The organism is Parablastomonas sp. CN1-191 (genome assembly GCF_049354825.1).
Taxonomy (GTDB): domain Bacteria; phylum Pseudomonadota; class Alphaproteobacteria; order Sphingomonadales; family Sphingomonadaceae; genus Novosphingobium.
The window spans coordinates 1531539-1545127 of record NZ_CP186480.1 but is presented as its reverse complement, the minus strand read 5'-3'; the positions used below and the strand labels follow the sequence as shown (position 1 = coordinate 1545127).

12 protein-coding genes are annotated in these 13589 nt (G+C 58.5%); 5 read left to right on the top strand and 7 right to left on the bottom strand.

All coding sequences use genetic code 11. The features are described 5' to 3' along the window. Positions 1-2 precede the first annotated feature (2 nt). Positions 3-2087, top strand: coding sequence for an ATP-binding protein (locus tag ACOYW6_RS07675; RefSeq protein WP_423140741.1), 2085 nt, complete (start codon positions 3-5; stop codon positions 2085-2087). A gap of 642 nt (positions 2088-2729) precedes the next feature. Here the strand turns inward: ACOYW6_RS07675 and ACOYW6_RS07670 are convergent. The 7 genes from ACOYW6_RS07670 to ACOYW6_RS07640 all read right to left on the bottom strand — a co-directional run bounded on the left by ACOYW6_RS07670 (position 2730) and on the right by ACOYW6_RS07640 (position 9833). Then, entirely contained in the window at positions 2730-3989 is a 1260-nt protein-coding gene (locus ACOYW6_RS07670) for a sensor histidine kinase (protein WP_423140740.1), read from the bottom strand. A 1034-nt stretch (positions 3990-5023) separates the two neighbouring features. Next, positions 5024-5770, bottom strand: coding sequence for an SDR family oxidoreductase (locus ACOYW6_RS07665; RefSeq protein ID WP_423140739.1), 747 nt, complete (start codon positions 5768-5770; stop codon positions 5024-5026). Between the two features lie 24 nt (positions 5771-5794). Further along, positions 5795-6685 (bottom strand): aldo/keto reductase, encoded by an 891-nt coding sequence (locus tag ACOYW6_RS07660; protein ID WP_423140738.1) that lies wholly within the window; start codon positions 6683-6685, stop codon positions 5795-5797. Between the two features lies 1 nt (position 6686). Continuing rightward, complete coding sequence (locus ACOYW6_RS07655) at positions 6687-6932, bottom strand: hypothetical protein (protein ID WP_423140737.1); 246 nt, start codon at positions 6930-6932, stop codon at positions 6687-6689. A gap of 13 nt (positions 6933-6945) precedes the next feature. Then, entirely contained in the window at positions 6946-7356 is a 411-nt protein-coding gene (locus tag ACOYW6_RS07650) for a (R)-mandelonitrile lyase (RefSeq protein WP_423140736.1), read from the bottom strand. A gap of 117 nt (positions 7357-7473) precedes the next feature. After that, on the bottom strand, positions 7474-8574 hold the full coding sequence (locus tag ACOYW6_RS07645) for an alpha/beta hydrolase (RefSeq protein ID WP_423140735.1): 1101 nt from the start codon (positions 8572-8574) through the stop codon (positions 7474-7476). A 14-nt stretch (positions 8575-8588) separates the two neighbouring features. Then, entirely contained in the window at positions 8589-9833 is a 1245-nt protein-coding gene (locus ACOYW6_RS07640; RefSeq protein ID WP_423140734.1) for an MFS transporter, read from the bottom strand. A gap of 75 nt (positions 9834-9908) precedes the next feature. Between ACOYW6_RS07640 and ACOYW6_RS07635 the strand changes: the two genes are divergently transcribed. From ACOYW6_RS07635 to ACOYW6_RS07620, 4 genes are all read left to right on the top strand, one after another. Continuing rightward, positions 9909-10799: a LysR family transcriptional regulator gene (locus ACOYW6_RS07635; protein ID WP_423140733.1), complete on the top strand. Its 891-nt coding sequence runs from the start codon at positions 9909-9911 to the stop codon at positions 10797-10799. Between the two features lie 382 nt (positions 10800-11181). Continuing rightward, entirely contained in the window at positions 11182-11430 is a 249-nt protein-coding gene (locus tag ACOYW6_RS07630) for a DUF3489 domain-containing protein (RefSeq protein WP_423140732.1), read from the top strand. 1 nt (position 11431) lies between these two features. Continuing rightward, a complete protein-coding gene (locus ACOYW6_RS07625) occupies positions 11432-11884 on the top strand; it encodes a DUF2924 domain-containing protein (RefSeq protein WP_423140731.1) in 453 nt (150 codons plus the stop codon). Continuing rightward, positions 11877-13556 carry a recombinase family protein gene (locus tag ACOYW6_RS07620; protein ID WP_423140730.1) on the top strand — a complete coding sequence of 560 codons (1680 nt, stop codon included), beginning with the start codon at positions 11877-11879 and terminating at the stop codon, positions 13554-13556. The genes ACOYW6_RS07625 and ACOYW6_RS07620 overlap by 8 nt, the downstream gene beginning before the upstream one ends. The last annotated feature ends 33 nt before the right edge of the window (positions 13557-13589 follow it).

Genomic DNA, 13589 nt, shown 5'->3' with positions numbered 1-13589 from the left:
CGGTGCATACCCAGGCCGAGCAACAGGTCGCGGAGGGAATGCGTTTGACTGAAGAGACGAAATTTTCTCGCTCGGCGACCTGGCCCACACCAAGGCTAGTTTGGCCCTTCATCATTGTAGCACTCGTCGTTGGGTGGGTCGCCGTCTGGGCAGAAATCGCGCTGGAACGCCGGGACGCGGAAAATGCGGCGATCAAACTGTCGCAAGATAGAGCTACCTCGCTCGCGCAACATGTCGATAAGATTTTACAGGTTGCCGAGCTTACATGCCTTCATCTGGGAACGAATTATCTGACAAGACCATCCCAACATGCATTTTCGTCGAGCAACCCCATCGCCCTCAACGATCCTTCGATCGACATAGCGGGTGTCGCGGGAGCCGCGATATTAGACGCCGCAGGCCAAACCGTCGCACGCACCGGCTTCCCGACATCCAGAGTTGACTGGCAAAAAATTACAAATTCAAAAAGAAACCGGACCGACAACTATCAGTTGTATATTAGCGATCCCCAACCCGTCGGCCCTGCGAAGCAAAATCTTATTCTTATCTCTAAAGACTTCTACGACGGTGGACGCCTCAAGGGTATTGTGGTCCTATTTTTAAAGCCTGACCAATTTTTGAATTTTCCAGCCCAAACGAAATTTTCGAGCACCGACCTGGTATCGGTCATCAATCTCGACGGAGTAACTATCGCGCGGCGCGACGGAAATACGTTTTCCAGTGGAGAAAATGTGCGATCGGGCCTCGTTATGCGAAAACAACGAGAAAACCCCAATGGAACTTACCTTGGACCGAGTTCTTTAGACGGCTTGGTTCGATATTTTACGCATCGCCGTTTAAAGAGCGCTCCAGTCTTTGTAACCGCTGGCATCTCTCACAGGGCAGCTATATTGTCCGCAAACCGCCGCGCGGCCGCGTACGTATTGCTAATTATGTTATTGAGCGCCTTCGGCCTTTTGGCGGTTCTGACTGATTTGCGAGAGCGCTCGTTCCGAAGGCAGAAAACTTTGGAATTATCGGAGTCGACCAGAAGGCTTCGCGAGGCGCAGAAAATTGGGAAGATAGGGGACTGGGAATACGACCCAGAAGAAGGAGTGGTCATATGGTCGGACCAGCTTTGCGAAATGTACGAGAGGGCTCCGAACGACGACAAACTTACATTTGAGGAATTTGCTGCGTATCTCAAACCTGAAGAGCGTGAGATATTTCGCCGCAATCTAGAAGTATTTTTGGCGAGCGGTGACTATCATTCGTCGGAATTCGAAGTGGTGCTAGCTAGTGGCGCGGTGTCCTATCGAAGGGCAATCGCCGTCGCTTCCAGAAAGCCGGACGGGCAAGTTGACCGGATTTACGGGACCGATCAAGATATCACATACCTGCACATCAACAGGGAGCTTGAAAAGCGTGTCGCACATCTAGATCAGCAAGGCGCGATGAGCATGATGGCTGCGACACTTGCCCACGAGCTTAATCAGCCACTCACAGCGGCATCCAACTACATAACGGGCACGATGCGGATCGTTCGTGCTGAATTTAGCAGCGCCGGCGAAGCTCTATCCGGATTAGCGGAAGCTTTGGGTCAAATTCACTACGCCGCTGAAATAATTCGCCGCGTACGGAAAATGGTTAAAACTGAGCCCGACCCGTCGAAGAGTGCATCGGTTAGTGAGGCCGTCGCAGGGGCCATCCATCTGCTGTCCGCCTCGGGCTTAATGGCTGCCGAAGAGATTGCGACCGACATCCCACCGGAACTTCCGGCAGTTTCAATTTCGCCTGTGCAGCTTCAGCAAATTTTGTTGAACATATTGAAAAACGCGCTGGAAGCTGTGCCTTCTGACCGAGGCCGGGTTTCCTTGGCCGCCAGCCATAAGTCTGATGGGACAGTGCGCTTAGAGGTGAAGGATAACGGACCTGGTTTTTCTATGTCGTCCGACGATCCATTTGTCGCTTTCGAGAGTACTAAAGAGGCTGGAATTGGTCTCGGCCTTTCTATAAGCCGAACTATAGCCGAATATTATGGTGGAAAACTTTTTATAGGAAAATCTAATCCGGGGGAAACGGTAGTAGTCATTCAACTTAATTTTTAGAACGTTACGCATTAGTTAGCAATGAGAGCTTTTTCTAGAATATCTATGGTTGTTCGAGTGTCTTAGGTTTTGTGATATACCAATCAGTGTTTTCCAAAGCTAAGACTGAGAAGGTTATACATAGCCCGTGCTTCGTTTAAGGAAATGCACTGGCGACCTGGCCTCCTGTCAGAACGGTCGGCGCTTCCACTCCCTCTCCTGTTCTCCCGGTTGGTTGATCGAACCTCCCATCCGATTACCGAAAGCAAGCCCTATCGACACATCCGCGAGGTTCACGGTTTGATTGGCGTATCAGAACCATCTCTCCAGCAGCGACGCACCCAAATTGTGCTGATGCACGATCTCGAGGACTTTGCGCGGATCGGTGAAGAGCGAGGCGTTGCATCCCCTTCCTCAAATTAACGTGGTTCAATAGCTCCTGGTGCTGCCGAAGTGCACCCTTCAACCCTTGCGCGCGCGACCTCTTAGCGGTCAGCGGCTTCGCAGTCTCTGCGGCTTCCTCTGCGAATTGCACGGTAGGGGCAGCCGGACTTAATCCGCTGGCTGATGCAGACAAGGATCGAATCTGCGCCCTTTTTTTTCCTGCTGTGGACCACTCATTAGAGCTCTTCAGAACCGATAGGTGAAGACAGCTTGGTGCGGCTATTCGCCCTGCCGCCACCCAACTGTTGGAAGCGTGAAACTCAAGCACGCACCCTTGCCAGCAAGGTTTTCGGCTCGAATTGTCCCTCCATGGGCCTCGATGATCGTTCGCGAGATCGACAGGCCGATGCCTAGTCCCTCTGACTTCGTTGAGTTGAAGGCCTCGAAGATCGACCCAATTCTCTCCTCAGCTATGCCAGGTCCCTCATCAACAACATACACTTCAATATGGGATTTGATGGACTTTGCGTAGAGGCAGATGCGGCAGGCTTCCCCGGCGCTCGCTTCGCAGGAATTGCGAACCAAGTTGATCACTACCTGCTGGATCTGGGTTGGGTCTGCAAAAACAACTAATGCGGGATCGATTTCACAAGTCACTGATATGCGTGGAAGACCTGCGGTTGCGAGGGCCAGTGCCTCCTTTACGAGCGACAAGAGTTGAACCTCCTGCTTTTTCCCCTCCCTCCCTGCCGTCATAGCACGGGCTGAACGGACGATGTTGGCTGCTCGATGTGAAGCTTGCAACGCGCCGTCGAGGCATTCATTAAAACCCGCATCGGCTCGCTCATGTGGAACCAATCTCCGAGCGGCGGCGAGATAGCCGGTGATAGCTGTCAGCGGTTGGTTGAGTTCGTGTGCGATCGTAGAAGTCATAGCGCCGATTGCACTTGCACGAGACAGGTGGATGAGCTCTGATTGAAGAAACTGCACCTGTTCCTGCGTTACTTTTTCGCCAGTTACATCCTGCTTGGTTCCGAATATGCGAACTGATGTGTCGGCCTCTCGCTCAACTGTCGCCGTAAGTCGAACCCAGCGAATTTCGCCGCTCGTTCTCTGGATTCGCACGTCAAGAGCGAACCCACCACCCGACTTTATCGCATTGGTCCGCAATCGCTCCATCTCTCGGCGAGAACCCGGTTCGTAAAGTTCAAGGGCCGTCGCGCGGTCAATCTGTGTGCCCCTACTTATTCCAAAAATGTCGTAGACCATGTCCGTCCAAGTCAATTTCTTGGATATCAGATCATATTCCCACACGCCGATTTTGGCTAAGGTTGAGACCCGATCGTACATCTTTTTGAAGTCAGCGGCCGGCTCCCCCCCTTTCATCCTCGGTCCTTTTGCTACACGTGGCTGCTCATTATAGGTACGCTCAGCTAACGCTTTTTTGATTCCCGGCATTAAGGCGGGGCTTTTGTATGGCAAAAGCAGGGAGGTCGCAAAGCTGAGATTCTCTGCCGCTGAACGACGTGGTGGTCGCATTCGAATTGTCTTGAGCCGCGCCTCTTCCGCGCGTGAAAGCCGCGGAGGGCGTTGGAGCTCCAAAGACAGCGATGTGTGCTGCCTGTTTTATGTGAACTGCTCTCTCCTCGATGCAGCCAGGGCTGGCCGACGCACACCTTACCACATGACCGATTGCCACTCAGCCTAGGCGCCTGAGCGGCGCGCTTCGTAAGTCTGTCGGTCGACGAGATGGCCCTCCTGGTTGAGATGGTTGTGGACGTCGGCGTGAGCCTGACCCGATAATGCATCTTTCCATTGATCGATGCGAGCGGCGGCATATCTTCAGCGGAGCCCCAGCTTTTGAGCGGCAAGGCGCACCACGATCGCGACGCGAGTAAAGATGAGCCCACCCACAACTATGAAGCGAAGGGCGCTTAAGCGAGAAGGTGGCGTCTCGCGCTCGGGACGCGCGAGTGGTTGATATCACTTGAGCGGGTTTGCCAGGCCCAAAGCTTCAACATCGCGCTGCGATCCATCAGAGCGGCGGTCATTATCGGTCAACCAAGACACCTTGGACTTTATGTGTTTTCGTCACGAACGCTTCGCCCGTCTCGTCCGAAGCATCAGCGGCCGAGCGCGCTTCGCAGTATGCCATCCTCGCGGAGTCGCGCTGATAGTTGTCATACATGATGCAATACTGCCAAGGGTTGCGTTTGGCTCCGTCCATCTTTCGCCTACGTATTCATCACATGACTTGCATCTCCGCTCGTTTAATCGCGATTGGCTAACACGGCGTCAAGCGGGCCGCAGTCTCGCGCGCCGGGTGGCCCCGCACCCCATCCATAAAGCCCGGCGCGCTACTTTTCCCAGCGGCAGCTTTCTCGATGGTCCGGCTCTGTTCCACTTGCGAGCATGAGCAGCAAGCGTCGCGATTTGCTCGCGGACTACCGCCGCGAGCTTCACGTACATGTCGTCGAGGTGTGGCCTGCAGTCGAAACGAAATGACTGATTGTGGGCCGGTTGCGGCCAGTCCGCTTTTATTCGAGAAGCGTGTGAAACCGCCACTGCGCCTTTCAGAGCGCCTGGGCGGTAGGCCGGAATATGATCTCGTTCACATCAACATCCTCCGGCTGGCCGATTACGAAGGCAACCATGCTGGCGAATGATTCAGGTGAAATGCCGACGCTGTCGACGAACTTTTGGTTCGCGCCTTGCACCGCTTCGTCCGTAATGTGATCGAGCAGTTCAGTTTTGACTGCGCCGGGCGATAGGATCGTGGTGCGGATGTTGTAGGCCTTCACCTCTTGGCGAAACCCTTCGCAGATCGCGCGCACCGCAAACTTGGTACCCGAATAGACGGCCGAAGCCGGAAAGATCAGGTGACCCGCAACCGAAGCTGTCGAGATCACGTGGCCCGACTTCTGCTCCTTCATGTATGGCAGGACCGCGGCGATGCCGTACAGGACGCCCTTGATATTGACGTCGATCATGCTGTCCCACTCGTCCACCTTCAGGCTTTCAAGGGCTGACAGGGGCATGATCCCCGCATTGTTGATCAGCACGTCGATGCAGCCATACGTTCGCACTGCACGGTCGATCAGATTGGCCACTTGCGCGCGGTCGGTGACATCCGTTGCGATTGCGAGCGCGTCCCCACCCGCTGCTTCGATTTCATCTACAAGCGCCTCCAGCCGGTCCGTTCTCCGCGCACCCAACACGACCTTGGCTCCGAGTGACGCAAGATGGCGCGCTGTCGACTCGCCCAGTCCGCTCGAAGCTCCGGTGATGACGACGACCTTGCCTTCGATATTCGTGATCATTTCGAATTCCTTATCGGGGCCCTTTCAACCGGCGTAGGGCGTGGGCTCGGGCTGACGCTTCTTCCCGAACACGGGGAACTTGCCTGCCTCGCCGTAGTCGGTGCCAGCGCCCGTTCCGCGCAGCGCGTTCATGTCCTCATCGGAAATCGTGAAATCGACAGCAGCGTTGTCCCGCATGTGCACCGGGTTGAGCGTTTTCGGCAGCGGCAGCAGATTCAGCTGCAGACAATAGCGGATGCAAAGCTGCGCCACGCTCACCCCGTAGCGCTCAGCCATGTCCTGCAACCCGGCATCCTTCAGCACCGCGCCATGCGCCACCGGCGAGTAGGCTTGGACCAGAATGTCTTTTGAGCGGCAGTATTCGATCAGGTCGAACGGTGTGTTGCCGACATGCGCCAGCACTTGGTTGACCATCGGAGCGAGGCGGCCGTTCGCCAGGAGGTTTTCGATGTCTTCCCGCTCAAAGTTGGACACCCCGACCGCGCGCAGCTTGCCGGCCTGATGGGCCTCTTCGAGCGCGCGCCAGGCGTCGGCATTGCCTTCGAAATAGCGATCGCCGGCCCGAAACTCCGACCACGGCTGTGGGCTGTGAATCAACATGAGATCGATGTGATCGAGCGCCAGCGCCTGAAGCGATCCGTCGATCAGTTGCTTTGCATCCAGGTAGCTTTTGCTTTCGGCAGCAAGCTTGGTGGTGACGAAAATTTGGTCGCGCGGAACGCCGCTGTTGCGCACGCCGTCCCCGACACCGCGTTCGTTGGCGTAAGCTTGCGCGGTGTCGATGTGGCGATAGCCGATTGCAATAGCGTCGCTTACGGCATGCGCTGCCTCGGCATCGGGGATCATCCACGTCCCGTAGCCCAGCTTGGGAATGCGCACCCCGTTCGACAGGGTGAAGTTCTCTTGCAGAATCATATTAGGAGTCTTTCGATTGTCGAGGTTGGCCAGGCCCGTAGCCGGGCTGCTTGGTGAGGGTGTCCCATCGGTTTTGAATATCCGGGCCGTAGACCTGGGTTGACCAATCGGCGGAGGACACTTCCTCGAAGCCGACCGAGACAGACTCGTCTCCATATCCAAGCGTTGCGGCCACATCCCGGACGATGGCGTCGGACAGAGCCTGTTTCTGCGCCTGCGATTTGCCCGGCCAGAGCTTTACGATCACATGGGGCACAGGCTTAGTTCTGGCCCATCGGAGCGAGATATTGTTCGTCGGTGACCTTCTCCATCCAAGTCACCGGCGAACCGTTTACCGATTCCTGGATGGCGATGTGGGTCATCGCCTCGTGCGGTGTCGCGCCGTGCCAGTGCTTGTGTTCCGCCGGGCACCACAGAACGTCGCCTGCATGGAACTCGAGCTTCGGCCCGCCCTCGATCTGGGTCCATCCGATCCCCTCAGTTACGATCAGCGTCTGGCCCGCGGGATGGGCATGCCAAGCGGTGCGCGCGCCAGGCTCGAAGTGGACGATGGCGCCGCCGACCCGCGAAGGGTCCGGCCGCTGGAACTGACCGGTGATGGTAACGTCGCCGGTGAAGTATTCTGACGGACCAGACACCGTCTTCATTTCTGACTTACGGGTGATTTCCATAGATCTGGCTCCTGGCTTGAGGTTTCTAGTTGGCTGTTCCGCAGCACCCGCCGTGGGACCAACGAGCGCGACGAGCATGAGTGCCGCTGCGTCGAGGGTATTTCTCGAACGCATAAGTTAGAGGCTCCGGCCGAAAAAATCGGCGAACCGGTCGAACGGGATGACGGCGGTCTTGTCGTAAAGGTCCGTGTGGTTCGCGCCTGGCACGATGACGAGCTCCTTGGGCTCGGCAGCCGCCGCGTACGCCGTCTCGCTGAAGTAACGCGAGTGCGCCTTCTCGCCGTGCACGAACAGGATCGGACGCGGCGAAATCTCCTTGATGTAGGTCAACAGCGGCATGTTCATGAACGACAGCGGGTTGGTGACGGTCCAGGAGCCGTTGGAGTTGACCGAGCGCGGATGGAACCCGCGCGGCGTCTTGTAATAGTCGTGGTAGTCCACGAGGAACTGAGCTTCACCGCCCTTCAGCTCGTTCATGGGCGGACCGTATTCCGGGGTGCCCGCTTCGGCGTCATTCCACCGCTGGCGGCTGAGCCGCTCGAGCGTCGCACTACGCTGCTCGAGGGTCATGCTGTCGTTGTAGCCCTTCGACATCACGCGGGTCATGTCATACATCGTGCTGACCGCGACCGCCTTTACCCGCTTGTCGACCGCGACCGCATTCAGCGCCATGCCGCCCCATCCGCAGATGCCGAGAATGCCGAGCCGCTCGCGATCTACCGAAGCGTGCCGGCCAAGGTAATCGATGGCGGCGCTGAAATCCTCGGTGTTTATGTCGGGCGAGGCGACGTTGCGCGGCGAACCGCCGCTTTCACCAGTGTATGAGGGATCGAAAGCCAGAGTAACAAACCCGCGCTCGGCCATCGTCTGGGCATAGAGACCTGACGACTGCTCCTTTACTGCGCCGAAGGGACCACCGACCGCAATGGCGGGCAGCCGCTGACCGCCGCGGTTTCTCGGCAAATAGAGATCGCCGACGAGAGTGATGCCGTAGCGATTGGTGAAGGTGACTTTCTGGTGATCGACCTTGTCACTCTTGGGGAAGACTTTGTCCCAGGTCTGGGTCAGCTGCATGGTGGCTCCGTTTGATTGGCTCTCGGCTGGTTCAGCGAGCGCGGGCTGCTCGGCGCCCAGGGAAAGCGCGGCGATCGCAACGAGCATGCCGCCCCCGAATTGCCGGCGGCTCGGCGTAGCGCGGATACGTGAAGCGTCGGGCATCGGTATTCTCCGGTTCAAAGTGTTGCCGTGGTGGCGTGAGTGTCGGCAGCTTGGTCAGAAGCGCGCGACGCGCGGGAAGCGAAGAAGGCAGCCAGGGCGGAGGCGACCAGCAGGACAGCACTGGCCAAGAAGGTGGCCTGATAGCCCGAGCCGTCGAACAGCATCCCGCCGATCGCAGCGCCGAGGGTAATCGCGAGCTGCACTACCGCTACCATCAACCCACCGCCGGCCTCGGCCTCGTCCGGCAATGCCTTGCTGACCCAGGTCCACCAGGCGACCGGAGCCGCGGTGCCGATCGCACCCCAAAGGATAAGCAGGATCGAAACGCTGAGCGGTGACTGACCGACCGCTACCAGCCCGGCTGCGATGGCGGCCATCGCCAGCGGCATCGCGACCAGCAGTCCATAGAGCGAACGTTTCAGAGCAATGCCGATGGCGTAGGTCCCCGCCAACCCGGCGACGCCGAGGCCGAGCAGCATGAGCGAGAGAGTCGTCACGTCCACCCCAGTCACCGTCTCAAGAAAAGGACGCAGGTAAGTGAACAGGGCAAACTGGCCCATGAAGAACAGGGCCACCGCGAGCATGCCAAGCGGCACTTGGCGGCGGCGCAGAACCTGGAAGGCCGCGGTCGCGCTAACGCGCTCGCGATTGGGCAGGTTCGGCAGCGTCGTGAACAGCCATACGAAGGTCACCGCGGCGAGCGGAACGACGAAGAAGAATGCGCCGCGCCAGCCGATATACTGGCCCAGATAGCTGCCAAGCGGTGCCGCAATCGTCGTCGCCAGCGCGTTGCCACCATTAAGCAGGGCGAGTGCACGCGGCACTGCATCCTCCGGCAGGAGCCGCATCACCGTTGCAGTAGACATCGACCAGAAGCCGCCGATCACCACGCCGAGAAGAGCCCGGCCGATCATGAAGACCAAATAAGTGGGAGCCAGCGCAACGACAGCGCCAGAGACGATCATCACTGTGGTGAGCCCAAGCAGAAGGATCCGACGATCGATCCCCCGGCTCGCCGATGCGATGAACAGACTCGTGATCACGGCGAAGATGCCGGACACCGCGATCCCTTGGCCGGCCTGGCCCTCAGTGATATGCAAGCCGGATGCGATCGGGGTGAGCAAGCTGACCGGCATGAACTCCGAAGCGATCAATGTCGCAACGCAGAGCGTCATGGCGAATACGGCCGGCCAGCCGCCGCTCCTCGCGGGTTTTTCCGATTGCCGGTTCGCGGCATTTCTAAGTTGAGCAAGTTCCATGCAGCCTATTTAGGCAATCAACATCCTGCCGATTACCCGCTATGATCGGCATGCGGCTGTGAGCAGGATTCAACGATGCATCGCGAAACCATGGCAGACCTGGTGGCGTTCCTCGCTGTGGCGAGAGAGCGCAGCTTCACCCGCGCAGCGGCCAAGCTAGGCGTCTCTCCATCGGCGCTCAGCCACACGATACGCAAGCTCGAGGAACGGCTTGGGGTCCGCCTCCTGACCCGCACCAGCCGAAGCGTTTCGACGACTGAGCCCGGAGAGCGGCTTCTGGAGCGGGTCGGGCCCCACTTCGACGAAGTCACCACCGAGCTCGAAAGTCTCACTGAGTTGCGCGAGAAGCCCGCCGGGACATTGCGCATCACCACAGGTGATCAGCCCGCGGAGAGCATCCTGCTACCCGCTTTGGCGAAGCTACTGCCCCAGTACCCAGACCTGTCAATCGAGCTGGTCGTGGACAACGGCTTCGTCGATATCGCTGCCGAGCGTTTCGATGCTGGAGTGCGCCTTGGCGAAACACTCGCTCAGGACATGATCGCCGTTCGCATAGGGCCGGACATGCAGATGGCGGTGGCTGGTTCGCCCGAGTATCTGAAGCGCGGCGTGCCGCAAACCCCCGATGATCTCGCCAAGCACAACTGCATCAACCTGCGCCACCAGGCCAAGGGCGGCATCTCGGTGTGGGACCTGGAACGGGACGGCCGGGTGGTCAACGTGCGGGTAGACGGTCAGTTGGTGGTGAACGACATCGCCGTAGTCAGGCAGGCAGCTGTCGACAGCCTTGGACTCTGTTACCTGCCTCGAGACTACCTGCAGGCGCATTTGACCGCAGGCGAGTTGGTACAAGTGTTGGAGGACTGGTGCCCCCCGTTCCCTGGCTACCACCTCTACTATCCCAGTCGCCGCCAACAATCGCCGGCGCTGGCCGCGTTTATTGCTGCCGTGCGCTACGTCGAATGAGGTCAATCTAATGTTGGCCCTGCTTAGGCGAACAACCGCGGTTGGCTTACCACTACGTTGGACGGAACGACCGACATTGTGCGCAATGCGCCTTAGGCTCGTTCTCAATTAATGGCGGCTTTTGGAGGAGTTTTGAGCGAACTCGGACGACAGGAATTAGGGCGCAAAGCGGACTTGGGCGCAGATGTTGGGAAAGCATTCGACTTCCGTGCTAGAAGGAGCACTGGTTGCCGAGCGAGCCGCGGATAGACGCCGCTCGCAAAGGCCACGCGGACTTGATCCTGCGGGGCTGTGCGTGGTGGGAGCAACATATGGCTGCACCCATCGGAGCACCGCCATGTTAAGCATTGAAAACAGCCCTACGTCGAAGCGGAACCGTCGAATGGCCCGTGCGCCCGAAGGCGGCGCGAGGGAGGGCGGTAACTACACTCCAGGAGATAGAAAGCCGACAAAGGCGAGTCTCATTCTCAAACTTATCTCCCGCTCCCAAGGCGCAACCATCGAGCAGATGATCGAAGCTACCGGTTGGCTTCCACATACGATCCGAGCGGCGCTTACAGGGCTTCGGAAACGCGGCGTGGTTATCGAGCGTCAGAAGGGCAGCGCTTTAACCACCTACATCCGGCGCTAGGATGGCTAGCACCGCGAGGCATGCGAGCGCCCAAGCCCGCATCAGCCAAGAACTTTGTCAGCTCGGGGATCTATCGCCGGCCGAACTACGCTCGAAATGGGAGGCACTTACCGATACAACGGTTCCGAGGGTCGGCGCTGCGTTGCTTCGCCGTCTGCTCGCCCAGCGACTTCAGGAAAAGCGATTGGGCGGTCTGCCCGCGCTAGTGGTGCGCGAACTAATCCGGAGTACGGCGTCTGTCCCGCTGTCGACCGTTACGAAGCAAACGACCAAGTTGACACCCGGCGCCCGTCTGATCCGGGAATGGCAGGGGCGCACGATCGCTGTCCTGACAACAGAGACGGGCTTTTCCTGGGAAGGTCGTCATTATCGTTCGCTCTCGAAAATCGCTCAAGAGGTCACCGGCGCTCACTGGTCGGGTCCGCGGTTCTTCGGGCTGACGCGCCGTGGCTGAGCGAACTTATCGCTGCGCGATCTATACCCGCAAGTCGACCGAGGACGGTCTCGAGCAAGAGTTCAACAGCCTTGATGCCCAACACGCGGCATGCGCGGCCTACGCTCTTAGCCAGCAGCACGAGGGTTGGACGCTCAGTGGCGAGCGGTACGACGACGGCGGTTTCTCGGGCGGAAATATGCAACGGCCAGGGCTCAAGCGCCTCCTTGCCGATGTCGCCGCGGGCAGGGTCGACATAATCCTGCTCTACAAGATTGACCGGCTTACCCGCAGCCTCGCCGACTTCGCTAAAATCGTCGAGGTGTTGGACGCCGCCAGTGCAAGCTTTGTGTCTATCACCCAGTCGTTCAACACCACTACGTCGATGGGAAGGCTCACCCTCAACATGTTGTTGAGCTTCGCGCAGTTCGAACGCGAGGTGACCGGCGAGCGCATTCGCGATAAGATTGCTGCATCGAAACGCAAAGGCATTTGGATGGGTGGTCCGGTCCCGCTTGGCTACGACGTCAGGGCGCGCAAGCTGGTCGTCAACGACTCCGAAGCCAAACTCGTCCGCCATATCATGCGGCGCTATCTCGCCCTCAGCTCCGTTCCTGAACTCGTCGACGAACTTGCGCGCGACGGTCATCGCACGAAGCTGCAGTACAATGCCAGCGGCCCCAAACGGGGTGGATGCGCCTTCCGGCGCGGCACACTCTACCATCTCCTCGCCAATCAAGTTTACCGCGGCAAGCTCACCCACAAGGGCGAGTATTTTGACGCCGAACACGAAGCGATCGTGTCAGAGGAATTGTGGGTCGATGTTCAAGCCGCGCTGACCGCGCGGGCGCAAGGCCACGCCCGCCGGATTAAGGCCAAGCATCCAAGCTTGCTCGTAGGCAAACTCAACGATGGACGGGGAAGGGCGATGTCCCCAAGCCATACGAATAAACTCGGTGTGCGGTACCGCTATTACGCCACCAGAAGCGATCAGCTTGACGGGGAGCCGGCGTGGCGAGTGTCGGCCCATGATCTTGAAGAGCTGGTTTTTACACGCATAGCCGAGTGGACCGATGACCAACGTGAACTTTGCGATTGGTTGGGCCCATCGCAGCACGATGCGCAGTTGGTGCGCGCCGTTATCGCAGCGGGCGCCGCCATGGCCTCGGTGCTTCGAAGTGGAGGACCCGCTGCGCGGATCGAATTAGTCGAAAAGGTTCTCCGCCAGGTAGACCTTTGCAAAGAGAGCATAGACATCGAACTGGACGGAGCGGGACTTCGGTCGATGCTTGGTGCAGAGCTCGCCCCAACCGCATGCTCGGGAGCGGTGAGCTTGTCTTGTCCTGCGATACGGGTGCGTCGCGGACACGAGGTCCGGCTGGTCATTCCAGCGCCTGACCAACCTCCGGTTCCGACCCGAAACGAGAAACTCGTGTCGTTGATCACGGATGCTCACACTGCGGGCGAAGGCGTCAAGGCGCATCCCGACAAATCAATTGCTGAGATCGCTAAGCAAGCAGGGATTTGCCGGACCCGGCTATCGCAGCTTGTTACGCTTTCCTGTCTTGCGCCGGACATCGTAATCGCGATTCTCGAAGGGCGCCAGCCGCCTTCGCTAACGGCTCGTTGCTTGCTGGCGTGCGAGTTGCCGCTCGCGTGGAGCGAGCAGCGACTGGCATTCGGGTTCTGCTGATCTAAAATGGCTGCAGTCAGAATTCTAGGAGCA